This is a genomic window from Novosphingobium sp. fls2-241-R2A-195 (genome assembly GCF_030209485.1).
In the GTDB taxonomy this organism is placed as follows: Bacteria; Pseudomonadota; Alphaproteobacteria; order Sphingomonadales; family Sphingomonadaceae; genus Novosphingobium; species Novosphingobium resinovorum.
On the sequence record NZ_JARVRY010000005.1, the window covers coordinates 54,374 to 79,161 of the forward strand.

Below are 24,788 nucleotides of genomic sequence, written 5' to 3' on the forward strand. Positions count from 1 at the left end.
GGCGTTGAGCTTCGCCGCAGCCTTGCCGAGACCTCGCGATATGACGAAAGCGGTCCCAGCCTGCGCTGGGATGACGGGCTTTCAGCCGAGAACGCTCAGTCCTCGACCACCTTGAGCAATTTGCGTTCCAGCGAACTCAGCACATTCGAGAGTTCGTGCCCGCGCTTGAGCACTTGCCCCGCTTCGCCGAACAGTGTCCACATGCCCTGCTTGCCGCGCAGCGAGGGGCGCTTTTCGATCCGCGCCTGCGGGCGTTCGGCGGCGCGGCGAAAAGCGCTGAAACTGGCGGCCTCGCGCGCGAAATCCATCGCGTAGTCGCGCCAGAGTCCAGCTGCAACCATGCGGCCGTAAAGATCGAGAATGCGCTGGAGTTCCAGCCGGTCGAACCCGACCTGCGAAGACGCCTGACCGTTATGGGCGCCGGGAAAGGCAATAATGCTGCCGGAAACGGGGCCGCCTGCCACCATTCAGCGGCTCACCAGCGCTCGTTTTCGCGCGCGGCGTGCTGACGCTCGGAGATAAGTTCCTCCACCTGAGCGCGCAGCAAGGCCACCTGTTGCTCCAGATCCTCGACGCGCTGGGCGCCGCCTGTGGGCTCGCAGGGTTCCTTGCAAGGCGTGCCGTAGGGCATGAATTCCTTGGCCCAGGTCTCCGCCTTGACCAGCGTGGAGCGGGCCTTGAGGCCGATCATCGTCGCACCCTCGGGCACGTCTTCGGTCACGACCGCGCTGGCGCCGATGCGGGCACGGCGGCCGATGGTGACGGGGCCGATGATCTGCGCGCCCGAACCGACGATCACGTTGTCGAGCAGGGTCGGGTGGCGTTTGCCGCCGACGCCGTTGGTGGGGTTGGAACCGCCCAGCGTCACGCACTGGTAGATCGTCACGTTATCGCCGATCACCGCGGTCTCGCCGATCACGGTGAAGCCGTGGTCGATGAAGAAATTGCGGCCGATCTGCGCGCCGGGATGGATGTCGATCGCGGTCAGGAAGCGCGCAAGGTGGTTCACCACGCGGGCGAGGAAGAACAGGTCCGCCTGGAACAGGGCATGCGCGATGCGGTGCCAGAACAGAGCCCATACGCCCGGATAAAGCAGCACTTCCCAGCGCGAACGCGGCGCAGGATCGCGTGCGACAACCGAGTCCAGATAGCGGATGATATTACCCAGCATCGCCGGAAATTCCCATCAATCGTTCCACTTTGCAACTTTTGTTGCAAAGCCGCCCTCACGTTACCGTCTGGAAATGCGCGATATGCGCATTTCGCGGCACCAGCCCTCTCCCCCACCCGACCACCCAACGACAGTACCCTATGGGTGGTCGGGTGGGGGAGAGGGCTGGTGCCGCCCGGAAAATGCAGCGCATTTTCCAGACAAACCCTAAGTCTGGGCGCCGCCTTTAGTCTCTTCCAGCGCGTCGCGCCAGATGGCCATTGTGGGGGCCGTCTTGCGCTCGAGACTGAGCCGGTCGATGGCGGCGACCAGACGTTCGACGCCCACATGGCTACGGGTACAACGTCCTACAAGATATTGCGTTGCCGAATGATCGAGAACCAGCCCGCGCATCTCGGCATGAACTTCCATCAGCGCGATGAGCATCGCATCGTCCGGCTCGCCGATCGCAAGGTTCAGCGCGGCACCAAGCCGCGAGGACAAGTCCGGCAGGCGTACCCGCCAGCGTTCGCCATCACTGTCGCCTACGCCCGGTGCGAAAGGCTTGTCTGCGACGATCAGCAGAGGACGGCCCAGTTCCTGCGCCCGGTTCCAGCGGTGGAACAGTGCGTCCTCGGGCATGCCTTGCGCATCATCGACAGCATCGCCCGCGCCCGATTCGACGAACCAGCGCGCCAGCAGCGACTTGCCCGAGCGGGGCGGGCCAGAGAGGATCGCGGTGCGGAAAGGCCACTGGCCCGGCTCTATCAGCGCATCGATCGCAGGCGCGTTGGCCTCACCCACGACAATGCGCGGCGGACTGTCGCTCGCGGCGGACAGCGGAAGGGCGATCTGTCGCATGGCGAGGATCCTAGCGGCTGATCCTAAGCGAGGTGCCCCCGCCGGAAACCTTCCAACCCTGCCCGCGCAAGGCACCGGCAAGCCGCTCGCCACCGCCGGATACGGTGACCCGCATGACCGAGGTGCCGCCGATCGCGAGGCTTACGGTCGCAGCGCCCTGCACACCCGGCACACCGCGAACGGCGGCGAGCGCGGCGTCTACCGCAGCGGCATCGGGCGTAGCGAACTGGACCGTTACGGTCTCGACCGGAGCGCCCGACACGTCTTCGGTGCGAATCACCGGGATCGGCGTCGGCACCACCACGGGTGCCTCGCCCTTGGGCATCAGCTTTTCGCGCAGTTCGGCAAAGGCGCGGTCCAGCGCTTCTCCGCCTGCGTTGATAGAGGGGTCAGGGCGCAGTTCGCCGGTCGCCAGCGCGTCGCGGTAGAGGCCGTCGACGCGGGTGACGGCCTGCTCCAGCATGCGCGGCAGGTCCTGCTCGCTGGCGGCATCCATGGTGAAGCCGCCGAGGAACTTGTTGTCCGGGCCATAGCGCGCCGTGAAGGTGCCCTTGATCGGGCCGCCGGGCCATTGCCGCTCCAGCCGCGCGACGGGCATCACCACGTCGGAGGCGTCGAACTGGCCAAGCACCGTGCGCCACCACAGGCGGCTGCGGCGCGAGGTCTGTCCGGCGGTGAGAATCAGCGATTCGCCGCCCGAGCCGGTCGGGCGCACGTAATCGACGGGGCTGGCGGCAGCCTGGAACTCGGCCCAGGCGCGCTGCCACGGCCCGCGCACCTCGAAGACCTGCCTGACACCGCCCGAATCGAGCACCGGGATCAGCAGCAGCGGCGCCGAACGCGGACCGGAGCCCGCCCCCGCGCCGACATATTGCCCAGCCTTGGCCTTGTCGAAAATGACGCCGAGCGTCGCGATATAGCGCTTGGGGCCGACCTGCTCCTGCCCGATGACCACCGAGGTCACCATGGCGTCGATTGATTCTGTCGGCATGTCGGGGCCGCCCAGCTTCTTCCAGGCTTCCTTTTCCGCCAGTTTCCAGCCGTCGATCCGGGCCTGCGCGCCGGTCTTGGCGGTCACGTCGACGCTGATGCCGTTGACCTGGATGTCCTGCGAATTGGCGAGCGGAGCTATACCGCGATCGCCCTCGATCTGCGCCAGAAGCTGGACGCCGGTGATCGTCGCCACTGCGAGAACGGCCGCGCCGCCCCACCACAACATGGCCCTGGAGGCGGCACCCTTGCGGCTGAACCGCAGGCTTTTGGGGGAAATCGTGATTGCCATGTCGAAACCGGGGGCCTTGTGCCCAATCGAAGATGGAAATCCAAGTCACAAAGCGCTAGGCGCGCCCACATGTCCGACGATAACTCCCAGAAGAGCTATAGCTACGAGCAGGCCGGCGTCTCGATCGCGGCCGGTAACGCGCTGGTCAAGGCCATCGCCCCGCTCGCGAAATCCACCGCGCGCCCCGGCGCCGACGCGGAACTGGGAGGCTTCGGCGGCTTCTTCGATCCGCGCGCGGCGGGCTACAAGGACCCGCTGCTGGTCGCCGCCAACGACGGCGTCGGCACCAAGGTCAAGCTGGCGATCGACCACGACCGCCACGACCACATCGGCATCGACCTCGTCGCCATGTGCGTCAACGACCTTATCGTGCAGGGCGCCGAGCCGCTGTTCTTCCTCGACTATTTCGCCACCGGCAAGCTGGAGAATGGCGTCGCCGAGCGCGTCGTGGCGGGCATTGCCGAGGGCTGCAAGATTTCGGGCTGCGCGCTCATCGGCGGTGAAACCGCGGAAATGCCGGGCATGTACGCGGCGGGCGACTACGACCTCGCGGGCTTCTGCGTCGGCGCGGTGGAGCGCGGCGAGCAGCTGACCGGGGACAAGGTCGCGGCCGGCGACGTGCTGCTGGGCCTCGCGTCCTCGGGCGTCCATTCCAACGGGTATTCGCTGGTGCGCCGTCTGGCCGAGGACAAGGGCTGGAAGCTGAACCGCCCCGCCCTGTTCGATTCGGACACGCTGCTGATCGACGCGCTGATCGCGCCGACCCGCATCTACGTGAAGAGCCTGCTGCCGTTCATTCGCGCGGGCCGTATCCACGCCCTCGCCCACATCACCGGCGGCGGCCTGCTGGAGAACATCCCGCGCGTGCTGCCCAAGGGCCTGCATGCCCGCATCGATGCCGATGCCTGGCCGCAGCCGCGCCTGATGGCGTTCCTGCAGGCGCAGGGCAACATCGAGCCGGGCGAGATGGCGCGCACCTTCAACTGCGGCGTCGGCATGGTGCTGGCGGTCGCGGCGGACGAAGCCGAGGCGCTCAAGGCGGAACTGGAAGCCGTGGGCGAGACCGTCTTCACCATCGGCACGATCGAGCCGGGCGAAAAGGGCTGCACCGTGGCAGGATCGGCCGAGGCGTGGTCCGCACGCGAGCCGTGGGAAGCCGTTCACATCGGTTGATCGAGGCCACGCCTCCTCACACGCTGCGTCACCCTGAACTTGTTTCAGGGTCCATGGTGCGCCACACCCCGGTCATGCCGGAAGGCGCAATGGATCCTGAATCGAGTTCAGGATGACGGTTCGGGATTACGCAATGACCCGCCAGAAAGTCGCCGTACTGATTTCCGGAAGCGGCACCAACATGGCCGCCCTGCTCTATGCGAGCCGCGCGGCCGACTGCCCTTACGAGATCGTGCTGGTCGCTGCCAACGATCCCGAGGCCAAGGGACTGCGGCTCGCCGAAGCGGAAGGCGTTAAGACCTTCGCGCTCAGTCACAAGGGCATGAAGCGGCCCGAGCACGACGCGGCGATGGACGCGGCGATTCGCGCCAGCGGCGCGCAGTGGGTCGCGCTGGCGGGCTACATGCGCATCCTGACGCCGGAATTCGTGGGCAGCTGGGAAGGCCGGATGGTCAACATCCACCCCTCGCTGCTGCCCAAGTACACCGGCCTGCACACGCATGACCGCGCGATCGAGGCGGGCGACAGTCATGGCGGCGTCACCGTTCACCTCGTCACCGCCGAACTCGACGATGGCCCGATCCTCGGCCAGACGCCGGTGGCGATCCTGCCAGGCGACACCGCCGACACGCTCGCGGGCCGTGTGCTGATCGCCGAGCACCAGCTCTACTCGCGCTGCCTCGCCGACCTCGTCACGCGAGAGACGCGGCCCGAATGGCTGCTTGAGCAAGTGCGCGAACGCGCCCTCGCCTTGCCCGAGAGCGACGAGACGGTCAGCCACGGCATGGCCTGCTTCGGCGTGATAAAGGGCAAGAAGTTCGCCTACTTCAGCGCCGACCATCACGGGGACGGCCGCGTCGCGCTGTTGATCAAGATCAGCGGCGCCGACGAACAGGCGATGCTGATCGAGCAGGACGACGACCTATACTTCCGCCCCGCCTACTTCGGCGACGGCTGGCTCGGCATTCGCCTCGATCGCGGCGATACCGACTGGGAGGCGATCGCCGACTGGCTCTGGCTGTCGTGGCGAGCGGTGGCACCCAAGCGCCTCACCGCGCTGATGGATGCGGCCGGACAGTTCTAGAAGGGCCAGTTCTAAAAGGTATAGCCCACCGAAAGCTGGACGATCGGGTAGACCTTGTAGTTGTCCACCTCGCCTTCGATTTCGGCGCGTTCGCGGGCGAGATCTTCCTGGAACAGCGGGTTGCTTGCCAGCTCACCCGTAGCGACGACGTCTTCGGTCCGGGGCGTTCCGTGGAGCATCACCCCTGCATCGAGGCTCCACGCAAAGCCCTTCTCCCGGTTTTTCGCGAACCCCACGGTGAACGTCGGCGCGAACCGGCGGGCTCGGACCGTGCCCTCGATAGTGCCGATTTCCTCGGGCGTGTAAACTCGCTGGCCGACCGTCACCGCCTCGGTCGGCGTCGCGACAAGGTCGATTCGATTGCTGCTGACACGAAACCCCGCGGAAAGCCGGAAGCCGTTGCGGAAGGGATAGATATCCGCGTTAGCGCCCCATGATCGAAGCTTGAGGTCGCCATGGTAGTTGATGTCGTCGACATCGACATTGTGACCAAGCCCAAGAAAAGTCGCGGACACCCGAACGCCGATGATCGGCGAAGGTCGAAAGCCCACTTCCGGCCCGATGCCCAGCGAACCACCGGTCGCGGCGACAGTCACGCCAGTGGGCTTATCCTGCGCATGACAGACCGACGGCAGCCACGATGCCATGATCAGACCGGTTGCGCCTGCGATATGCTTCAAAGTCATGCGGTCTCCTCAGCCCGCCCCGCATGACTGATCCTCGCCGCCGATGGTAAACCGAGGCTTGCTCCCGCCCTCCGTAAACCTACGCGGCGGCGTCAAATTTCTGTGTAGTCGACTTGCGGCCTGCTCTCGCGCGTGCCGCGATAGCGCTTGTCGGGGTCCTGCGGGTCTCCGGCGATGAGGACGTAATCCTCGTGCACTTCCGTCAGCGTGCCCGCGAAGGGGAACCCTTCGAGGCTGCCGTTGACGCGGAAGCTGACGGTGTCGCCGACCTTGAAGGTTTTTTCGTCGAAGTTGAATTCGAAGGGACAGCTTTCGCCGGCTTCGCCCATTCCCTGCATCATAGTTCTCCTCAGCCGCAAGCGTACAGCAGTGAGCCGCGATGGATCAAATCGAAACTCGGTGCGTGAACAGCGCCGCGCCGATAAATCGATCGTGTGACTCAGTTCGTGGGATCAACGGTACTGCGTCGCCGCCCGCGCTTGCATGCCCGCGCCCGGCCTTACCGGATCGGTACTGGCTACATGAGACATCAACACCGCTGCGCAGAACGAGAGGGATGCCGCAATCAGGATCGTCTTGGCCATCAGGATTTCCGCTGTAACGAATTACCCATAGAATAAGCACCCGACACACAAGCACCAAAAGAAAAAGGCCGCCGAAACCGGCGACCTTGTCCCGAATTACGAAGATTTAACCGTCAGCTTCAGCCGACGATCTCTTCCGGCTTGAAGAAGTAGGCGATCTCGATCGCCGCGTTCTCTTCCGAATCCGAACCGTGGACCGAGTTGGCTTCGATCGATTCGGCCAGCTCCTTGCGGATGGTGCCGGCGTCGGCGTTCTCAGGGTTGGTGGCGCCCATGATGTCGCGGTTGCGCTTCACGGCGTCTTCGCCTTCGAGCACTTGGACGACGACGGGGCCGGAAATCATGAACGAAACCAGGTCGTTGAAGAACGGACGCTCGGCGTGGACGGCGTAGAAGCCCTCCGCCTGTTCCTTCGACATCTGGATGCGCTTGGAGGCGACGACACGCAGGCCGGCTTCCTCGAGCATCTTGGTGACGGCGCCGGTCAGGTTGCGGCGGGTGGCGTCGGGCTTGATGATCGAAAAGGTGCGGGTAACCGCCATGGGACTATTCCTTGGACAAGGGCGTTATTGTTGGGCGCGCCCCTAGCCGGGAATGGGGTCGTCCGCAAGGTGGGCACCAAACTGGAAATACAGAACACTGAACTGTCCGCGTTCAAACGAAGAGCCGGCGCCTTCAGCACATGGAAGCGATGAGCATCTGACACCTTTGCAGGACCGGCAGGCGCGGACTTCAGATCCAGTCGCGCCCATCGGCGGAACCGCAACCGTAAGGAGGCAGTTGGCCAGGAAAACGGGTCTGCATCTTGTGACACCCCCAACTCCGCAGCGGCCCCGGGGCATAGCCATTCAACGCGATGCCCACTTCGTCATAAGGGCTGCTGCCCTGCGCCACATACATGTACCAGCGACCGCCGAACATCACCAACGCAGCGACGACGACCACGATCACGACCCGCAGGACTTTCTGCATTCTCACTCCGTAAACAACTTTTCGGGGGGAGCGTGCCTGTGCCCATCACCGCATTCTTCAGCAAGCCCATTGTCGATTTTCCGAACATGTCCGTGAAGACGACTTTCCGCCTTATTCTTCGGCTTTCTTGGCCCAGCGGCCGTCTTCCTGCGCCCAGTATTCCTTCTTAACCCCTTCGCGGCCGCGCAAGTCGCGCCAGACCTCGCGCGCCTGCGGCTTGGTCTCGTCGTCGAAGAGGTAGAAGGTGCGCTCGAACGGCTCTTCGCCCTCGCACCATACGCCGTCGGCGATGATGAGGAACCGGGCGCCGTTCGCCGGGTCGGGAATGTCGGACAGGAGGACCGGCTGGCGATCCTCGTGCCCCTCGCCCATCTGGCCGTTGGCGAGGAAGCCGTCGGGCCGGTGCGACCACAGCGCCGCCGAAATCCGGCCGCGCTGCTGCTCGTCGGCGGAGACCACGAGCACGCGCCCCCCGCCCTCGACGATGCGCCGGGCCAGCAGCGGTACGACCGCATGGGCCGGGTCGCGGCTGAGTTCATAGAACATGACCTGCACCTGGCCGCGTCCTTTTCTGGCTCAGGCTTCGATCGTGTCGCGCACGAAGCGATCGAGCAGGCGCACGCCGAAGCCGGTCGCGCCCTTGTCCCAGGTAGCGCCGGGCTTGTCGGTCCACACGGTGCCCGCGATGTCGAGGTGCGCCCAGGGCGTATCGTTCTCGATGAAGCGCAGCAGGAACTGCGCCGCCGTGATCGAGCCGCCGAAGCGCGGGCCGACGTTCTTCATGTCGGCGATCGGGCTGTCGATCATCTTGTCGTAGGTCGGCCCCATCGGCATGCGCCACAGGCGATCGCCCGAGGCATCACCCGCCGCGTTCAACTCGGCCGCAAGACCGTCGTTGTTCGAGAACAGGCCCGCATATTCGTGCGAGAGGCTGAGGATGATCGCGCCGGTCAGGGTCGCGAGGTCGATCACCTTGGCAGGCGCATATTCGCGCTGCACCCAGGTCAGCGCGTCGCACAGGACGAGGCGGCCTTCGGCGTCGGTGTTGATGACCTCGATGGTCTGGCCCGACATGGAAGTCACCACGTCGCCCGGACGCTGGGCATTCCCGTCAGGCATGTTCTCGACGAGGCCGCACACGCCGATGACGTTGGCCTTGGCGTTGCGCAGAGCGAGGGCGAGCATGGTACCCGCAACCGCACCGGCGCCGCCCATGTCCCACTTCATGTCTTCCATGCCGCCTGCCGGCTTGATCGAGATGCCGCCGGTATCGAACGTCACGCCCTTGCCGACGAAGGCCACGGGCTTTGCGCCCTCTTCGCCGCCCAGCCACTCCATGACGAGCAGGCGCGCGGGGCGAACCGAACCTTGCGCAACGCCGAGCAGCGAGCCCATGCCGAGCGCCGCCATCTCCTTGTCGTCGAGCACGCGGATGGTCAGGCCCGAGCCCTCCATGCGCGCTTTGCAGCGTTCCACGAAACTCTCGGGGTAGATGATGTTCGCGGGTTCGGTGACGAGTTCGCGGGTGAAGGAAACGCCTTGCGCGATCGCCTGCTCGATCTCCCAAACCGCCTCGGTGCCTTCGGGCGCGCCGACGAGCGAAACTGCGGCGAGGCTCGGCTTCGCATCGGCGGCCAGCTTGGTGCGATAGACGTCATGGCGCCACGAACGCAGCTGCGCGCCGAGCAGTGCCCCCGCCGCTTCCTCGGCCGAGAGGCCCGCGCCGGTGACGTCGAGCGTCAGCGCCGTTTCGCCGCTGGTGAGGTATTTGGCGACGACCGCCGCGCCGGCCTTTTCCACCGCAGCCTTGCGGTCCTTTGCCGAAGCCTCGCCGATCCCGGCCAGCGCCACGCGCACGGCTTTACCGCTGCGCTCGACGAAACCTTCGAAGACCTGGCCCGCCTTGCCCGTGAAACGCGCGCGCTTCGCGCCTTCCGCCAGCACCGCTTCGAGGTCTGCAGGCACCGCGTCCTGATTGACGAGACGCGCGATGACGCCGGAGTTCGACTCATCTGCCGCCCCAAGGAACTGGATCTTCATGGATTCTCCTGGATTTCCCCGGTGAAACGCCGATCTTGTGCGCTTCACCGCATGACTGGATTGCAGTTAGGCACAGGCGATGCGATAGGCAACCCATGCTCCCAGCCGTGCAGACTTCGCTGCAAGCCCCGTTCCGCCGCTTGCGTCCGCTTTCGCTGCACGCGCTCGCCCTCGGAATCGCGACGCTTTGCGCGCCCCACGCCGCTTTTGCGCAAGACGTGGCCCGCCCCGTTGATACCGGCCCGATCGCCGGGGCGCCCGCCGCTCCGCCCGTCTCCACCGGCGAGACCGAGCCCGTCGCCTTCGAGGCCGACGACGTCCAGTACGAGCAGAACAGCGAAGTCGTCACCGCGACCGGCAACGTTGTCCTGCGCCGCCGCGACGACAAGGGCCAGGTCCAGTCCGTCCGCGCCGACAAGGTCACCTGGAACCGCCAGAGCGGCAAGATCCTTGCCGACGGCAATGTCCGCATGGTCGACCAGGACGGCAACCAGCTCTACACCGAACAAGTCGAGCTGACCGACGAACTCAAGACCGGCATGATGGAGAACCTGCTCCTCGTCATGCGCGAAGGTGGCCGCCTCGCAGCGCTCAAGGGCGAGCGAATCGCCAACGGCGACGTCATCCTCAATAAGGCGGCCTACACCGGGTGCGACGTCACCGACGACGACGGTTGCCCCAAGAAGCCCAGCTGGCGCATCGTCGCCAAGCAGGTCATCTATTCCGACACGCAGAAGCGCGTGCGCTTCAAGGACGCGCGGATCGAGTTGTTCGGCGTGGTGCAGTTGCCGCTGCTCGGCCTGACCATCAGTACAGACGGCCACGCGGTCTCCGGCTTCCTGATGCCCGACCTCAAATCGAGCCCGTCGAACGGCATCGAAATCGCGCAGTCCTACTACTGGAAGCTCGCAGAGAATCGTGACCTTACCGGCACGGTCTCGGCCTTCACCCAGGCCGCACCGATGGCATCGCTGCAGTACCGCGCGCTGACCGACAAGGGCGCCTACCAGATCACCGGCCTGGCCACCGCCAGCAGCAGGATCCCGATCTACAGCGGCACGGGCGAGGAAATCACCAGCGGCGAACGTTCGTTCCGCGGCTACATCTTCGCCAACGGCAAGTTCCAGCTCGACGACAACTGGAGCGTAACCGCCTCGATCCGGCGCGCGACCGACCGCACGTTCCTGCGCCGCTACGACAACAACCGCGACGACCGCCTGCGCTCGATGGTCGAAGTGGAGCGGATCGACCAGGACAGCTACTTCACGATCGCAGGCTATGCGACGCAGACGATGGTGGCCAACCGCACTCAGGGCCTGATCCCCGTGGCGTTGCCGATGATCGACTATCGCCGCCGCATCGACGATCCCCTGCTTGGCGGCAAGTTCGAGCTGCAGGCCAACTCGCTGGCGATCAGCCGGACCGATGGACAGGACACCCAGCGCGCCTTCGCCAGCGCCCAGTGGTCGCTGCGCCAATTGACGAACATGGGTCAGGAGATCACCTTTACCGGCCTCGTACGCGGCGACGTCTATCATTCGTCCGATAATGCCCTGACCACCGAAGACCTCTATCGCGGGCTTTCCGGCTGGCAGCAGCGCGGCATCGCCACGGCTGCGGTCGATGTGAAGTGGCCGCTGGTGGGACAGGCTTTCGGCGGCACCCAGGTGCTGACCCCGCGTGTCCAGCTGGTCGCTTCGCCGCACGTCAAGAACCTGGCGATCCCCAACGAGGATTCGCGTGCGGTCGACCTCGACACCGGCAATCTCTTCGCCCTCAACCGCTTCCCGGGCTACGACCGGGTCGAGGACGGGGTGCGCTTCACATACGGCTTCGACTGGCAGTTCGAGCGGCCGCGCTGGAAGATCAAGACCACCGTGGGCCAGTCGGTGCGCCTCAGCAACCAGAACACCGTGCTACCCGACGGCACCGGCCTCTCCAACAAGACTTCCGACATCGTCGGCCGCACCGAGATCCGCTACCGGGACTTCCTGAACTTCATCCACCGCTTCCGCGTGGACAAGGACACGATGGCCGTTCGCCGGAATGAATTCGATGCGGTGATCGGCAACACCCAGAGCTATCTGGAACTGGGCTACACCCGCCTCAACCGCAATATCGTCAACGATATCGAGGACTTGCAGGACCGCGAGGAACTGCGCGCCGCAGGCCGCATCGCCTTCGCGCGGTACTGGTCGATGTTCGGCTCGGCCGTCGTCAACATGACCAGCCGCAAGGACAACCCGGAATACGGGTCCAACGGTTTCCAGCCGCTGCGGACCCGCTTCGGCGCGGCTTACGAAGACGACTGCGTCCAGATTTCGCTGACCTGGCGCCGCGACTACGTGGCTCTCGGCGACGTGAAGCGCGGCGACTCGTTCCAGTTGGGCTTCGCGCTGAAGAACATCGGCGGGGGCGGCTAGACTTTCGTGCCCCGGTGCAACTCGTGATGCATTCGAGCAAAGATTGGCACATTCCGGCAAAGCCGCTATCGGGTGTGCTCATTTTCAGTTAAGCCGCCTCCCGGCAGGTGTGACTTGGATAAATGCGGCGGCAATTCCCGGCTTCGGGACTTTCCGCCGTTGATGCACCGGCCCCACGGGTCGGTCGAAAACGGGATTGATACAACGGTGCAAGCAGTTAACCGCAAGTTCCTCAAGCGCGCCCTCCTCTGCGTCGGCGGCCTCGCTGCGATGTCTTCCGCGCTCACCGTGTATTCTCAGCAGGCTTTGGCTCAATCCGCCCCGCAGGGCGAGATTTCGATCCCCGACGACGTGAAGATTTTCGGCAACGACAACCCGAACATGCGCCGCGCCACTGCGGTCGTGAACGGCGATGTCATCACCGGCACCGACGTCGACCAGCGCCTCGCTCTCATCGTCGCGGCCAACCAGGGCAAGATCGACGAGGAAGAACTCAAGCGCCTGCGCCTGCAGGTGCTGCGCAATCTCATCGACGAGACGCTGCAGATTCAGGAGGCCAAGGCCGCCGACGTCTCGGTCGACGATGCCGAGATCAACCAGTCCTACGCCCGCGTCGCGCAGCAGAACTTCGGCCAGAACACCTCCGCCATGGACGCCTACCTCAAGCGCGTCGGTTCCTCGGCGGACTCGCTCAAGCGCCAGATTCGCGGCGAGCTTTCGTGGCAGCGCCTGCTCCAGCGCAACGTCCAGCCCTTCATCAACGTTTCCGACGACGAGGTGAACGACGTGCTGGCCCGCCTCAAGGCCGCCAAGGGCACCGACGAGTACCGTCTCGGTGAAATCTACCTCGCCGCTTCGCCGGAGGCGCGCGATCAGGTCTACCAGAACGCCACGCAGATCGTGCAGCAGCTCAAGGGCGGCGGCAGCTTCGTCGCCTATGCCCGCCAGTATTCGCAGGCGAGCACCGCCTCGGTGGGCGGCGACCTCGGCTGGGTGCGCCTTGCGCAGCTTCCCACCGAACTGCAGGCCGTTGCCCGCGACATGGAATCCGGCCAGCTGGTCGGCCCGATCGAGGTTCCCGGCGGCTTCGACATCCTCTACCTGATCGACAAGCGCCAGGTCCTCACCGCCGATCCGCGCGACGCGGTTCTCGCGCTCAAGCAGATCTCGCTGCCGTTCCCCAAGGGCGTGAGCGAGGCCGAGGCCGGCAAGCGCGCCGAGGCGTTCCAGACCGCGATGAAGGCGGCCAAGGGCTGCGGCGACGTCGATGGCGTGGCCAAGGGTCTCGGCGCGCAGGTCGTCACCAACGACCAGGTCAAGGCGCGCGACCTTCCGGCGCAGATCCAGAACTCGATCCTGCAGCTTTCGCCCGGCGAAACACTGCCGCCGTTCGGCTCGCTGGAAGACGGCGTGCGTATCCTCATGCTCTGCGGCCGCGACGACCCGCAGACCGAGAGCGGCCCGAGCTTCGAACAGCTTCAGGCCCAGCTCGAGGACGACCGCGTCAACAAGCGCGCGCAGACCTACTTGCGCGACCTGCGCCGTGATGCCGTCATCGAATACAACTGATCGGACTATGACGGCTCCACTCGCCGTGTCTTTGGGCGATCCCGCCGGGATCGCCCCCGAAGTGATTGCCGAAAGCTGGGTGCGGCGCCGGGAAATGGCCCTCGCGCCGTTCTTCGTCGTAGGCGGCGCGGCTGTTCTACGTGCAGCAGCGGCGACGCGCGGGATCGACCTGCCTGTCGCGTCGATCTCGGCGCCTGGTGAAGCGGCAAGCGTATTCGGCTCGGCCCTGCCCGTGCTGGGCGACGAGGACTGTGCCCCGGCATTCGGCGAACCGACCATCGAAGGCGCGGCGCTCGCCCTGCACTCGCTGACCAAGGCCACCGCGCTCGCGCTGTCGGGCGAGGCGGGCGGCGTGGTCACCGGCCCGATCGCCAAGTCGAAACTGGCCGCAGTCGGCTTCACCCAGCCCGGGCAAACCGAATTCCTCGCCGACGCCTGCGGCTTGCCCCACGAGGCAGCCGTTATGATGCTCGCCGGGCCGTCCTTGCGCACCGTGCCGCTGACCGTCCACGAAGCACTGGCGGCAGTGCCGGGCCTCGTCACCCGCGACCTCATCGAGAGCAAGGCCCGCATCGTCGCACGCGCCCTCGCCCGCGATTTCGGCCTACCGTCGGCGCGCATCGCGATCACCGGCCTCAACCCCCACGCGGGCGAAGACGGCCGCATGGGCACCGAGGACCGCGACGTCATCATCCCCGCCATCGCCGCCCTGCAGGCCGAGGGGCTGGCCGTCACCGGCCCGCATCCCGCCGACGCCCTCTTCGCCGCCCACGCGCGCGAGGGCTACGACGTGGCGCTATGCATGTACCACGATCAGGCGCTGATCCCGATCAAGACGCTCGACTTCGATCAGGGCGTGAACGTGACGCTCGGCCTGCCGATCGTGCGCACCTCGCCCGACCACGGCACCGCCTTCGCCATCGCCGGCAAGGGCATGGCGAGCGCCGGCGCGATGATCGCCGCGATCCGCATGGCGGGCGAATGCACCGCGCGGAGGGCCGCATGATCAGCCTCCATCATCCTCGCCTCCCCGCTCATGCTGAGCTTGTCGAAGCACCCGAGCGGCGCGCTACGTCGACTGCATGCTTCGACAAGCTCAGCATGAGCGGTGTTTTGAGGTGGAAAAGCGTTTCCGAATGACCACCCTCCCCCCTCTACGCGAAGTTATCGCCCGCCACGGCCTCTCGGCCTCCAAGGCGCTCGGCCAGAACTTCCTGTTCGACGAGCAACTGCTCGACCGCATCGCTGCAATTCCCGGATCGCTCGACGGCAAGGACGTGCTCGAAGTCGGCCCCGGCCCCGGCGGACTGACCCGCGCGCTGCTGCGCGCAGGCGCCAACGTCACCGCAATCGAGATGGACCGTCGCTGCCTCCCCGCCCTCGCCGAACTGGCGGAAGCGTTCCCCGGCAAGCTCAAGGTGATCGAGGGCGATGCGCTCAAGATCGATCCGAAAACGCTGTTCGCGGGCGAGTATCACATCCTCTCCAACCTGCCCTACAACGTCGGCACAGCGCTGTTCACCGGCTGGCTATCGGGAGAGGCATGGCCGCCGCAGTGGGCCTCGCTGACGCTGATGTTCCAGGAGGAAGTCGCCCGCCGTATCGTCGCCGAGCCGGATACTTCCGCCTATGGCCGCCTTGCGGTGCTGGCGCAGTGGCGCTCGAAGGCGAAGCTGGCGATGAAGGTGCATCGCAGCGCCTTCACCCCGCCGCCCAAGGTCATGTCGGCGATCGTCCACGTCGTGCCCGGCGAAGCCCCCGAGGGCGTTTCCATGCGCGTGCTGGAGCGCGTGACCGAGGGCGCCTTCGGCCAGCGCCGCAAGATGCTGCGCCAGAGCCTCAAGGGCGTGCCCGGCGCACTGGATGCGCTGGAAGCCCTCGGTATCGACGCCCAGCGCCGGGCCGAAACGCTGTCGGTCGCGGAGTTCGTGAGCGTGGCCAAGGCTTTGACGAAAGCCTGATCGCCCGCCGCGCCGCGCTCACTGATATCGCAGCGTCTTTTCGAACCCTTCGTTCGCCTTGGTCATCTTGGCCAGCTTGCGTAGCTGGCCGCGGACGTTCCGCTGGAAGCGCGCATCGTCATAGATGCCCGTCACCCGGTATTCGTCCTCAGCGATCAGTTCCTTGATCCGCGCGGCGAAGGCGGTCTGGTCGTCAACGCAGTCCGCCGCCTTCAGCGTCCGGCAGACCCATTCCTCGGCCGCCGCCTTGTCATAGTCGTCCTGTGCCTCGTAGCCGCGCCTGTCGGCATCCGCCTGGTCGAGTTTCGCCGCTTCGAAACGGCGCTCCAGCCATTTGCGCACTTGCGGGGCGTCCCACGCCTTCGACGGATTGCTCATCGTATTCTCCAAACCTGAGCCGCTATAGCGCGCGCCAACGAAAAGGCCCGCCCCGCATCGCGCGGGACGGGCCTTTTTCTCTAGCCGCCGAGGAAGATCAGGGCTGCGGCTGGCCACGCTCGCGAGCCAGACGCTCCTGACGGTCGATCGCCGATTCGGTCTGCACGAAGCTGTCCGACTTCACGCCCAGCCAGATCAGGATCGGCGCGGACATGAAGATCGAGCTGTACGTACCGATGAAGATGCCCAGCGTGATCGCGGCGGTGAAGCCGAAGATCACGTCCGGACCCAGCAGCAGCAGCGCCACCAGCATGATCAGGATCGACAGCGAGGTCACGACCGTGCGCGACAGCGTCTCGTTCACCGAAAGGTCGAGCAGTTCGGCCATCGGCATGCGGCGGTGCTTCTTGAGGTTCTCGCGGATGCGGTCGTAGACCACGATCTTGTCGTTCAGCGAGTAGCCCAGCAGCGTCAGCAGGGCGGCGACGATGTTGAGGTCGAACTCCATCTGCGTCAGCGAGAACATGCCCACGGTCAGCAGAATGTCTTGGATCAGCGCGAACAGGGCCCCTGCGGCGAACTGCCACTCGAAGCGCACCCAGATGTAGATCGAGATGCACAGCATCGCCAGGCTCAGCGCCAGCACGCCGGTCTTGAGCAGTTCGCCCGAGACCTTGCCCGAGACCGAATCGACGCCGTCGATGCGTGCATCCGGGAATGCCTGCTTGACCGTGGTGGTGATCTTCTGCGCCATCGCGTCGGCCAGCTGCGGCTGCGCTTCGGTGCCCTCGGGCAGGCGCATGCGCAGCGAGACTTCGTTGGGCTTGCCGAAGTTCTGCACGACCGGCTCGCCGTAGCCGAGCTTGTCGACGGTCTTGGTCAGCGCGTCCACCGGCGCGACCGCGCTGCGCTCGAAGGTCACGCGGATCATCTGGCCGCCGACGAAGTCGACGCCCAGGTTCAACCCGTGGGTGAACAGCAGCACCACCGAGGCGACCATCAGCACGATGTTGCTGATGAAGAACGGCCACTGCCACTTGAGAAAGTGGATGTTGGTGTTGTCGGGAATGAGCTTGAGGAGCTTCATTGTCTCTCTCCGCGCTTACAGGTTGAGGTCCGAAGGGCGCGCCTTGCGCAGCCATCCGGCAACCCACATGCGGGTCAGGGTCACGGCGGTGAACACCGAGGTGACGATACCGATCATCAGCACGACCGCGAAGCCGCGCACCGGACCCGAACCGAACGCGAACATCAGCAGCGCCGCGATCGAGTTGGTAATGTTGGCGTCGAAGATCGCGCGGCTCGCTTCCTTGTAGCCCAGTTCCACCGACTGCACCACGCGGCGGCCCTTGGACCGTTCCTCGCGGATGCGTTCGTTGATGAGCACGTTGGCGTCCACCGCCGCGCCCAGCGTCAGCACGAAGCCGGCGATGCCCGGCAGCGTCAGCGTGGTGCCGAACACCGCCATCACGCCCAGAATCATCAGGATGTTGATCGCAAGGGCGCAGATGCAGGCATAGATGCCGAAGCGGCCGTAAGTCAGGATGATGAAGAGCACGAGCGCCAGCGTGCCGACGCCCATCGCGACGGCGCCCTTATGGATCGCCTCAGCGCCGAGGTCGGGACCGACGGTGCGTTCCTCGACGACCTTGAGGTCCACAGGCAGCGCGCCCGAACGCAGCGCGATCGCCAGTTGGGTGGCCGACTTGGTGGTGAAGCTGCCCGAAATCTGCGCGCTGCCGCCCAGGATCGCCTCGTTGATCGAAGGCGCCGAGAGCACCTTGCCGTCGAGAATGATGGCGAAGCGCTTGCCGACGTTGGCGCTGGTCAGCGCCGCGAACTTCTCGCCGCCTTGCTGGTTGAAGGTGATGTTCACCACCGCGCGGTTGTTCTGCTGGTCGAAGCCCTGCTTGGCGTTCGTCAGCTGGTCGCCGGTGATGCCGCCCAGGCGCTTGACCGCGATGACCGGGCTCGGCCCTTCAGCCATGCCCTCGGCATAAGGCGCGATCTCGTCGCCCGGAGGCGCGATGCCCTGTGCGAGATCGGCGGGCGATGCGGTCTCGTCCACCATCTTGAATTCGAGCTTGGCGGTCTGGCCGAGCAGCGCCTTGAGCGCCGCCGGATCCTGCAGACCGGGCACCTGCACGTCGATGCGGGTGCCGCCGAGACGGCGGATGTCGGGCTCCTTGGTGCCCAGCGCGTCGATACGCTTGCGGACGACCTCGACGGCGGTTTCCATCGCGTTGCTGACTTCGAGGTCGATGCCCGCCGAAGTCGGCGCCAGCACGAACTGGTTGCCGTTGACGACCGAGATGTCCCAGTCACGCTGGCCGGTCAGGCCCGCACCATTGGTCAGCGGCAGCAGCGCCTCGCGCGCGGCGTCCACCTGCGACGTGTCGCGTACGGTGAAGGTCAGACGGCCGCCCCGGCTCGATACGTCGCCGATGCCGATGGCGGGCTCGGCCGCGCCCAGCTTGGTGCGGACCGATTCCTCCATGCCCTGCAGGCGCTGCTGGACGACTTGGTTGCGGTCGGCTTCCAGCAGCAGGCGCGAGCCGCCCGCAAGATCGAGGCCGAGGTTGACCTTGGGCGCGGGCACGCCCGCAGGCAGGTGGATATTGGTGAAGGTCAGCAGCGTGGGTACGGACAGCAGGCAGAGCACCGCCGCTATCCCCCAGTACCAGACCTTCTTGAAGATCGAGAATTCAAGCATCGCCTAATCGCTTTCCCAAAGGAGCGTCCGGTCGGTTCAGTCGTTCGCGGGCTTCGAGCCTGCGGGTGGGATCACATCGACGATCGTGGACTTGAGCGCCTTGACCTTCACGCCCTGCGCCAGTTCGATTTCGGCGTAGTTGTCGTCGACCTTGACGATCTTGCCGATCAGGCCGCCACCGGTCAGCACCTCGTCACCCTTCTTGAGCGCCGCGAGCTTGTTCTTCTGCTCCTTCTGCTGCTTCATCTGCGGGCGCAGGATGAGGAACCAGAAGATCGCGGCCATCGCCACGAACGGCAGGTAAGTCATCCAGGCCGGCGGCGCACCGGCGGGGGCGGCTGCGGCAAGCTGGGCGAGGATCGAGGTCTGCATGGAAATGATGGGCCTTCTCGTGTCGCGTGTCGGACGGCGAATCGTGTGCCGACCGGGCCTGACGCGCATGACGGTATGATCCGCAGCCTGCGCGCAGGCGGATGCGGGCGGTTAGCAATAAAGCGAAGCGCTGGCAACGCGGGCTTCCCGCGCCTCCCCCACTGTGTCTGGGCCAGATAGGGCGCGCACGCCTTCGTTCAAGCGAGTGGACAACGCGATGAAAAACTATGCCGGAGGCGCTTGCGCATCCCGAAAGACCTGCCTATAGGCCGCGCTCCGGTCGGGACGTAGCGCAGCCTGGTAGCGCATCACACTGGGGGTGTGGGGGTCGGAGGTTCGAATCCTCTCGTCCCGACCAATCAAAAACGCCGTCTCCTGCTTCATGCGGGAGACGGCGTTTTTCGTTCCGGCGACGATGATCGGGCCATGACATTGGCCGTCATCGGCTCCCCGTACTTGACCAGATAGCCTTGCGCAGCCATCCCGGACACCTTCCATGGTCTGACATGTCGGGGTGAACATGAAGCTCTCACTTGCAGTCGCTGCCTTCGGGCTGGGCACCTTCGCGACCTATCCTGCGATGGCGCAGACCGCGTCGTGCTATCGCCTCGGCAATGTCGCATCGTGCACGACCACCCGGACCATGGGCGACAATCCGGCCCAGCAGCGATACTCGGGCTTTCAGGAAGTCGAGCGCCTGCGCGACAAGAACGAGGAACGGGAGGCGGTCCGTCAGGAGCAGGGTCTTCGCGAAGAAGTCGGCGCGCTGATCGCTGACGGCAAGTGCGCGGATGCGCGCAAGGCGGCGCTGAGGGCCGGAGATTTCGCGCTGGCGAAACAAGCCGGTTCGATGTGCCAGCCTGCGCAGCGGCGCTAACCCAGCGGCCGCGCGCGAGAATTCATTTTCCTACACGAACCGATATGGTCATTTGAAAGCGGGTCACTTCGCAAAGGATCCTGCCATGGCCCTCCTCGATTCGCTGCTCGGCCCCGTTACCCGCATCATCGACAAGGTCGTCCCCGACCCCGAGGCGCGCGACCGGGCCAAGCTGGAACTGCTGAAGCTCGAGAACACACAGGAACTCGAAATGCTGCAGGCCAGCCTTTCAGCCATCGTCGCCGAGGCGAACAGCGCCGACCCCTGGACCAGCCGCGCGCGGCCGAGCTTTCTCTACGTGATGTACCTCGTGATCCTATGGGCCTTGCCGATGGGCGTGGTCGCGGCGTTCAATCCGGGGCTCGCCAAGGCCATCGGCGCGGGGATGAACGGCTATCTCGCGGGGATTCCGGAACCGCTCTACGCACTCTTCGGCACCGGCTACCTCGGCTATTCGGCGATGCGCCAGTGGGGCAAGACCAAGGGCTCCGACCGGTAAGCGAAACGCTAACGCTTTCGCGCTATCCTGCGCGCATGATCGTGCGCTCCATCCTTCACCGTCCACTCGGCAAAGCCTTGATTGGCCTTGCCGGGCTTTTTTCGCTGGCGGGCTGCAGCCAGCCTCCCGCACCTGCCCCGACCGAGAGCACCGCCGAGGACGCGGGCGCAGAAGCCAAGGCCCGCGCCAAGGCCGAGCGCGAAGCGAAGCTCGCAGCGTTCTACGGCGGCGATGCCCCCGCAAGCGAACAGGCCCCGAAAAAGGACGACGGACCGGGCAATTCCCCGCCGCCCCCCGCAGCGCCGCCACCCTCGGCGCCCAGCATCGGCAGCGTGCCGGCTGCGCCCGATCCCGGCATCGGCAAAGTTGAATGACACGCCAAGGTCGAATGACACTGCGCCGCCGTCCAGCTTGCACCCTGCGCCCGGCCCGCTAAACCTCGCGTCCCACAACTCGCGCTGCTTTGGCGGAAGGTATTCAAGTCCATGACGGAAAAGCTGGTCTACGTGCTCAACGGCCCCAACCTCAACCGGCTGGGCAAGCGCGAACCGGCGATCTACGGATCGCAGACCCTCGACGACATCGGCGCGATGCTGGAAGAACGCGGCAAGACGCTGGGCATCAGTGTCCTGCTCTTCCAGTCCAACCACGAAGGCGACCTCGTCGACTGGCTGCACGAGGCCGAGGACGCGGGCGCCCACGCGGTGCTGCTGAACGCCGGGGCCTATACGCATACATCGGTGGCGCTGCTCGACGCGATCCGTTCTATCACCGCGCCGGTGATCGAGGTCCACCTGTCCAACCCGCACACGCGCGAGGACTTCCGGCACACGTCATGGGTCGGCATGGCGGCCAAGGGCACGATCGCCGGGTTCGGCGCGCAAAGCTACATGCTGGCGCTGGAGGCTGCTGCGGGGCTTTGAGCGGCAGCACGATCGTCATCCCAGCGAAGGCTGGGGCCGCTATGACCATGTTACGCCCTATCGGCAGGTCAGCGCGGATTTTGCGGGGGTCTTGCAGATAGCGCAGCTCTGACGAGAGCGGTCCCAGCCTTCGCTGGGATGACGGGCGCTATGAAGGCGACTTCGGTACGTCACCCCTTGCAGTGACGCAATTCCCCCCGGCCATCGCGAACCGCAACAATCCGGTGCACCGACACGCCCAGCGGATCGACCGCATCGGGCAGCGCAACAAGGCAGATACCCTGCCCGGTAAGATTGAGGAGCGCCTTGCGCACATCCTCGGTGGTCGCCTGCTGCGCCAATCCCGCGATGACGAAACCCGGACGCTTGCCGCGCGGTTCTGCTGGCAACATATGCCCGTGAAGATCGGCAATCGGCTTGCCCTGCACCAACCAGCGGTCGGCAGCGGCGTCATAGAACGGCGCGGCGTCAATGTCCGCACGCGTAATGCCTGCCGCCACTGAACCTCGCCCGTAGTCGCTGCTGTCGGCGAGTTGGAAAGCCGCTGTATTCTGCGCATCGCCGCGCGGCCAGAACCACCAGGCGTTCGCCGCCACCAGCAACGCCACCGCCGCTACCAGCAGCGGCGTACGCTTCGACCGTCCCGTCACGCGCATCGCTCCAACCTCAGCCCAGCGGAACGCCCGGGATGCTCTTGGCGGTGCGGATCGTCAGCGAGGTCTTGACGCTGTCCACGTTGGGCGCGGGCGTCAGCTTGCTGGTGAGGAATTCCTGGAAGCTCTGCAGATCGCGGCTGACGATCTTCAGGATGAAGTCGATTTCGCCGTTGAGCATGTGGCACTCACGCACTTCGGGCAGGCCCTTCATGTGGTCCTCGAAGGCGCGCAGCGATTCCTCGGCCTGGCTCTTGAGGCTGACCAGCGCGAAGACGGTGATCGTGAAGCCCAGCTTCGACGCGTCGAGATCGGCGTGATAGCCCTGGATCACGCCCGCTTCCTCGAGGCTGCGCACGCGGCGCAGGCACGGCGGCGCGGTCAGACCCACGCGCTGGGCGAGTTCAACATTGGTGATGCGACCTTCCGCCTGCAATTCCGCCAGCAGGCGACGGTCGATTTCATCGAGATTGATCATTCAAATTCCCCAGGCACACGCCTCTCGCTTCGCCTTGTTGCAACATCTACATCGAAAATGCGAGCGCGCCGTAATATTATTAGCCCATAGCGTAATCGTCCCGCTTTGCAACGGCCGAAACTCGGCTCTTTCGATCCCGACGCACTTTGCTACGAAAAAGCGACCCGGTGTTTTCCTTATGGTAAACATCACGCGGGCATAGGACCGAATCTGCCACGTAACCCGAGGCGCGCCTTTCGCGTCTGGAGATGGAATGCATTTCGACGATCGCCTTGCCACGGTCCTGCGCCTCCCGTCCTCGGGGGACAGTCTCGCGCGGATCCAGTTCAGGCAGCTCATCGACATTCTCGGACGTGCGACCGATTCGCAGGAGACGGGCGAGACGGTCGAAGCCGCCTACGCTCGGCTCGATCAACTCGGCAGAGAACTTCCCGCGGCCGAGCGCGTAAGACTGCTTCGTGGGCCGTTGCAGCCGATGACGAACCCGCGGCTGCTGAAATGGTTGGCCGACGCCGAACCCGACGTCGCCTGCGCCGGGATTGCCTCTGCGGACCTCGATGATGCGGCGTGGCTCGGACTCATCCCGCGCCTTCCGGTCCGCGCTCGCGGCATCCTGCGCCACCGCCGCGACTTGTCGCCACGGGTCAATGCTCTGCTGGAACAACTCGGCGTGTACGATCGCGGGCTGCCTGCGGGCCCGGCCGACCCACATCCGGAGGATTCTCTGCCAGAGCCCCAATCGCGCCTCCAGCGACCCACGGGCAACATCGCCGTCGATCAGGACATGTCGGATGATGTACTTGAACTACTCGATATGGCGGATGCGCCGCCACCGCCGACTTCCTTGAGCGAATGGGCCCGCGCGCGAGCAGCTCAGCAGCACAAGGACCTGCAGCACAAGGTCGCCACCGCCCCCGCGTCCAGCCCTCGCGAAGCTGGAATCGGGGCGATCGTCCGGCGCATCGAGGAATTTCGAAAGGCTCGCGAGGCCAAGGGGCCGCCCGAAATCCATGCAGATTCGCCACGCCTGCCGCTGGGCGACACGACCATCCTCGCAACCCAGCGACTTGCTACCGCCATCGACTTCACCACCGGGCTTGAAGGACGCATCGACTGGGCGGATGGCCCACATGCGCCGTCCGTGGTCGGACTTTCGCTCGGCACGCATGATCCGCAAGCCGCGCAGATATCTCATGCCATGGAGCACTGCCTGCCTCTGCGCGAGACCCGAATCATCATCACCGGTGCGCCTGCAGTTAGCGGCCCTTGGCAAATCGATGCCATCGCCCGCTTCGAACATGGCCGCTTCGCCGGATACTGCGGCCGCCTTCGTCGCCTTGCTGCCCCTGCGGAAGCTCTCGCAGCGCCGGTCGCCGCTCATGCAGAGGCCGATCGCATGCGCGAAGTTCTTCACGAGTTACGCACGCCCGCCAATGCAATCCAGGTAGCGGCCGAGATCATTCAGCAGCAACTCTACGGCCCGGCCCCGCACGAGTACCGCGCGCTGGCGGCCGCCATCGCCGGCGACTGCGCGCATATTCTGGCTGGCTTCGAGGAACTCGACCGGCTGGTGAAGCTCGAATCGGGTGCGATGCGGCTCGAGGACGGCGAGTGCGATCTTGCTCGGGTACTTGCCCAGACCATCGTGCGCCTGCGTGCCTGGACCGAGCCGCGCGGCAGTGGGTTTTCGATGCTCGCCGATCCCTCGGCAACGACATTGCCGGTGCGCATAGCCCGGCCCGAAGTGGAACGACTGGTTTGGCGGCTGTTCGCCGCCCTCGCCGGATCGACTCTACCGGGTGAAACGCTCGACTTGCGCTGGAATCAACGTACCGATCCAAAATCTGCGATGATCGAGCTTTCAGTTGCGCTGCCCGCGGTTCTGGCCGAGCGCGCGCCGGAAGCGCTTTTTGATCCTGTCGCCGGCGAACGCGGCCAATCGCTTGCTGCAGGCATGTTCGGTATTGGCTTCACTCTGCGCCTTGCCGCAGCAGAAGCCGCGGCGGCCGGCGGCTCGCTGCAACGTGTAACAAACAACCTTCACCTGTCGCTGCCTACCTTGACCGAGCGGGCCACACACAATAGCACTTCGGCAACTTTTTCGCAGTAA

At 65.4% G+C, this 24,788-nt stretch carries 28 protein-coding genes and 1 tRNA gene; 12 read left to right on the forward strand and 17 right to left on the reverse strand.

Annotated features, from left to right (window positions below):
* Positions 1–95 precede the first annotated feature (95 nt).
* From QRN25_RS05045 to QRN25_RS05060, 4 genes are all read right to left on the reverse strand, one after another.
* Positions 96–467 carry a DUF2794 domain-containing protein gene (locus QRN25_RS05045; protein WP_285017782.1) on the reverse strand — a complete coding sequence of 124 codons (372 nt, stop codon included), beginning with the start codon at positions 465–467 and terminating at the stop codon, positions 96–98.
* Positions 468–475: 8 nt separating this feature from the next.
* The gene (gene epsC / locus QRN25_RS05050) at positions 476–1,171 is read right to left on the reverse strand and encodes a serine O-acetyltransferase EpsC (RefSeq protein ID WP_008828412.1); all 696 of its coding nucleotides are present in this window, start codon (positions 1,169–1,171) and stop codon (positions 476–478) included.
* A gap of 207 nt (positions 1,172–1,378) precedes the next feature.
* Complete coding sequence (locus QRN25_RS05055) at positions 1,379–2,011, reverse strand: P-loop NTPase family protein (protein ID WP_271184245.1); 633 nt, start codon at positions 2,009–2,011, stop codon at positions 1,379–1,381.
* A gap of 10 nt (positions 2,012–2,021) precedes the next feature.
* Positions 2,022–3,293: a heavy-metal-associated domain-containing protein gene (locus QRN25_RS05060; protein ID WP_285017784.1), complete on the reverse strand. Its 1,272-nt coding sequence runs from the start codon at positions 3,291–3,293 to the stop codon at positions 2,022–2,024.
* A gap of 69 nt (positions 3,294–3,362) precedes the next feature.
* Between QRN25_RS05060 and purM the strand changes: the two genes are divergently transcribed.
* Both purM and purN read left to right on the forward strand, forming a co-directional pair.
* On the forward strand, positions 3,363–4,466 hold the full coding sequence (gene purM / locus QRN25_RS05065) for a phosphoribosylformylglycinamidine cyclo-ligase (protein WP_285017788.1): 1,104 nt from the start codon (positions 3,363–3,365) through the stop codon (positions 4,464–4,466).
* A 133-nt stretch (positions 4,467–4,599) separates the two neighbouring features.
* Complete coding sequence (gene purN / locus QRN25_RS05070; protein WP_271184248.1) at positions 4,600–5,550, forward strand: phosphoribosylglycinamide formyltransferase; 951 nt, start codon at positions 4,600–4,602, stop codon at positions 5,548–5,550.
* Positions 5,551–5,561: 11 nt separating this feature from the next.
* Here the strand turns inward: purN and QRN25_RS05075 are convergent, their stop codons facing one another.
* From QRN25_RS05075 to QRN25_RS05105, 7 genes are all read right to left on the reverse strand, one after another.
* Positions 5,562–6,236, reverse strand: coding sequence for a hypothetical protein (locus QRN25_RS05075; protein WP_285017789.1), 675 nt, complete (start codon positions 6,234–6,236; stop codon positions 5,562–5,564).
* 92 nt (positions 6,237–6,328) lie between these two features.
* On the reverse strand, positions 6,329–6,574 hold the full coding sequence (locus tag QRN25_RS05080; protein ID WP_285017790.1) for a hypothetical protein: 246 nt from the start codon (positions 6,572–6,574) through the stop codon (positions 6,329–6,331).
* 114 nt (positions 6,575–6,688) lie between these two features.
* Positions 6,689–6,820 (reverse strand): hypothetical protein, encoded by a 132-nt coding sequence (locus tag QRN25_RS05085; RefSeq protein ID WP_271184251.1) that lies wholly within the window; start codon positions 6,818–6,820, stop codon positions 6,689–6,691.
* Positions 6,821–6,939: 119 nt separating this feature from the next.
* Entirely contained in the window at positions 6,940–7,362 is a 423-nt protein-coding gene (gene ndk, locus QRN25_RS05090; RefSeq protein WP_036524317.1) for a nucleoside-diphosphate kinase, read from the reverse strand.
* 190 nt (positions 7,363–7,552) lie between these two features.
* Complete coding sequence (locus tag QRN25_RS05095) at positions 7,553–7,792, reverse strand: hypothetical protein (RefSeq protein WP_271184252.1); 240 nt, start codon at positions 7,790–7,792, stop codon at positions 7,553–7,555.
* A 111-nt stretch (positions 7,793–7,903) separates the two neighbouring features.
* Positions 7,904–8,347, reverse strand: a complete 444-nt coding sequence (locus QRN25_RS05100; RefSeq protein ID WP_271184253.1) for a DNA polymerase III subunit chi — start codon at positions 8,345–8,347, stop codon at positions 7,904–7,906.
* Between the two features lie 21 nt (positions 8,348–8,368).
* Entirely contained in the window at positions 8,369–9,832 is a 1,464-nt protein-coding gene (locus QRN25_RS05105) for a leucyl aminopeptidase (protein ID WP_285017793.1), read from the reverse strand.
* Positions 9,833–9,927: 95 nt separating this feature from the next.
* Between QRN25_RS05105 and QRN25_RS05110 the strand changes: the two genes are divergently transcribed.
* From QRN25_RS05110 to rsmA, 4 genes are all read left to right on the forward strand, one after another.
* Positions 9,928–12,255 carry an LPS-assembly protein LptD gene (locus QRN25_RS05110; RefSeq protein ID WP_285017794.1) on the forward strand — a complete coding sequence of 776 codons (2,328 nt, stop codon included), beginning with the start codon at positions 9,928–9,930 and terminating at the stop codon, positions 12,253–12,255.
* Positions 12,256–12,462: 207 nt separating this feature from the next.
* Complete coding sequence (locus tag QRN25_RS05115; RefSeq protein WP_285017795.1) at positions 12,463–13,824, forward strand: peptidylprolyl isomerase; 1,362 nt, start codon at positions 12,463–12,465, stop codon at positions 13,822–13,824.
* Between the two features lie 7 nt (positions 13,825–13,831).
* Positions 13,832–14,830: a 4-hydroxythreonine-4-phosphate dehydrogenase PdxA gene (gene pdxA, locus QRN25_RS05120; protein ID WP_285017796.1), complete on the forward strand. Its 999-nt coding sequence runs from the start codon at positions 13,832–13,834 to the stop codon at positions 14,828–14,830.
* A 130-nt stretch (positions 14,831–14,960) separates the two neighbouring features.
* Positions 14,961–15,785, forward strand: a complete 825-nt coding sequence (rsmA, locus tag QRN25_RS05125) for a 16S rRNA (adenine(1518)-N(6)/adenine(1519)-N(6))-dimethyltransferase RsmA (protein ID WP_271184258.1) — start codon at positions 14,961–14,963, stop codon at positions 15,783–15,785.
* Between the two features lie 18 nt (positions 15,786–15,803).
* On the opposite strand, the gene QRN25_RS05130 is transcribed toward rsmA, so the two are convergent.
* The 4 genes from QRN25_RS05130 to yajC form a co-directional block, all read right to left on the reverse strand.
* Complete coding sequence (locus QRN25_RS05130; RefSeq protein WP_008828379.1) at positions 15,804–16,163, reverse strand: hypothetical protein; 360 nt, start codon at positions 16,161–16,163, stop codon at positions 15,804–15,806.
* Positions 16,164–16,260: 97 nt separating this feature from the next.
* On the reverse strand, positions 16,261–17,250 hold the full coding sequence (gene secF / locus QRN25_RS05135) for a protein translocase subunit SecF (RefSeq protein WP_211150073.1): 990 nt from the start codon (positions 17,248–17,250) through the stop codon (positions 16,261–16,263).
* Positions 17,251–17,265: 15 nt separating this feature from the next.
* Positions 17,266–18,876 carry a protein translocase subunit SecD gene (gene secD / locus QRN25_RS05140; protein ID WP_008828381.1) on the reverse strand — a complete coding sequence of 537 codons (1,611 nt, stop codon included), beginning with the start codon at positions 18,874–18,876 and terminating at the stop codon, positions 17,266–17,268.
* A 36-nt stretch (positions 18,877–18,912) separates the two neighbouring features.
* Complete coding sequence (gene yajC, locus QRN25_RS05145) at positions 18,913–19,248, reverse strand: preprotein translocase subunit YajC (RefSeq protein WP_008828382.1); 336 nt, start codon at positions 19,246–19,248, stop codon at positions 18,913–18,915.
* Positions 19,249–19,529: 281 nt separating this feature from the next.
* On the opposite strand from yajC, the gene QRN25_RS05150 reads away from it, so the two are divergent.
* The 5 genes from QRN25_RS05150 to aroQ all read left to right on the forward strand — a co-directional run bounded on the left by QRN25_RS05150 (position 19,530) and on the right by aroQ (position 21,547).
* Positions 19,530–19,606, forward strand: a tRNA-Pro gene (locus tag QRN25_RS05150).
* Positions 19,607–19,768: 162 nt separating this feature from the next.
* Positions 19,769–20,125: a hypothetical protein gene (locus QRN25_RS05155; RefSeq protein WP_285017799.1), complete on the forward strand. Its 357-nt coding sequence runs from the start codon at positions 19,769–19,771 to the stop codon at positions 20,123–20,125.
* A gap of 85 nt (positions 20,126–20,210) precedes the next feature.
* Positions 20,211–20,624 carry a holin family protein gene (locus QRN25_RS05160; protein ID WP_008828384.1) on the forward strand — a complete coding sequence of 138 codons (414 nt, stop codon included), beginning with the start codon at positions 20,211–20,213 and terminating at the stop codon, positions 20,622–20,624.
* A 35-nt stretch (positions 20,625–20,659) separates the two neighbouring features.
* Entirely contained in the window at positions 20,660–20,998 is a 339-nt protein-coding gene (locus QRN25_RS05165) for a hypothetical protein (RefSeq protein WP_285017800.1), read from the forward strand.
* Positions 20,999–21,109: 111 nt separating this feature from the next.
* Positions 21,110–21,547, forward strand: coding sequence for a type II 3-dehydroquinate dehydratase (aroQ, locus tag QRN25_RS05170; RefSeq protein WP_211150077.1), 438 nt, complete (start codon positions 21,110–21,112; stop codon positions 21,545–21,547).
* A gap of 170 nt (positions 21,548–21,717) precedes the next feature.
* On the opposite strand, the gene QRN25_RS05175 is transcribed toward aroQ, so the two are convergent.
* Positions 21,718–22,203 (reverse strand): hypothetical protein, encoded by a 486-nt coding sequence (locus QRN25_RS05175; RefSeq protein WP_285017801.1) that lies wholly within the window; start codon positions 22,201–22,203, stop codon positions 21,718–21,720.
* A gap of 10 nt (positions 22,204–22,213) precedes the next feature.
* Positions 22,214–22,678: an Lrp/AsnC family transcriptional regulator gene (locus QRN25_RS05180; RefSeq protein ID WP_008828388.1), complete on the reverse strand. Its 465-nt coding sequence runs from the start codon at positions 22,676–22,678 to the stop codon at positions 22,214–22,216.
* 253 nt (positions 22,679–22,931) lie between these two features.
* On the opposite strand from QRN25_RS05180, the gene QRN25_RS05185 reads away from it, so the two are divergent.
* Complete coding sequence (locus QRN25_RS05185; RefSeq protein ID WP_271184264.1) at positions 22,932–24,788, forward strand: sensor histidine kinase family protein; 1,857 nt, start codon at positions 22,932–22,934, stop codon at positions 24,786–24,788.